At 70.6% G+C, this 385-nt stretch carries 1 protein-coding gene; it reads left to right on the top strand.

Going from position 1 to position 385, the window contains the following annotated elements; all coding sequences use genetic code 11:
* Positions 1 to 344, top strand: a 344-nt coding sequence (locus EN850_RS34065) for a YciI family protein (protein WP_136092974.1), incomplete at its 5' end; no start/stop codon positions are given.
* Positions 345 to 385: the final 41 nt, after the last annotated feature.

The following is a 385-nucleotide window of genomic DNA, read 5'->3' as shown; positions in this document are numbered from 1 at the left end:
AATTCAACGCGCTGATGCGCGACTGCCTGGCGCACGCCGACCAGCTGCAGGCCGAAGGCACGCTGCTGGCCGCTCAGAAGCTGCAGCCGGTCGATACCGCACAGCCCCTGCGCGTGCGCGATGGACACAGCCGCGTGCTCGATGGCCCGTTCGCCGAAACCCGCGAGCTGCTGGCCGGCTTCAACCTGATCGTCGCGCGCGACCGCGACGAAGCCATGCGCATCGCCCGCGACTTCCCGTGGGCACGCTTCGGCAGCATCGAGGTGCGGCCGCTGGAAGACATGGACGCCGAGCGCGAACGCTGCGGCGCCCCGGCTGCGGCTATGGCAGCAGCCGCACCCTGATCTCGCGCGGGCCGATGCCTTCGTTGCCGCTGTAGTCGCGC

The organism is Mesorhizobium sp. M8A.F.Ca.ET.207.01.1.1, from assembly GCF_004794715.1.
GTDB lineage: Bacteria > Pseudomonadota > Alphaproteobacteria > Rhizobiales > Rhizobiaceae > Mesorhizobium.
Note: the sequence above shows the minus strand (reverse complement) of the source record. Positions and strands in the feature narration are given on the sequence as shown.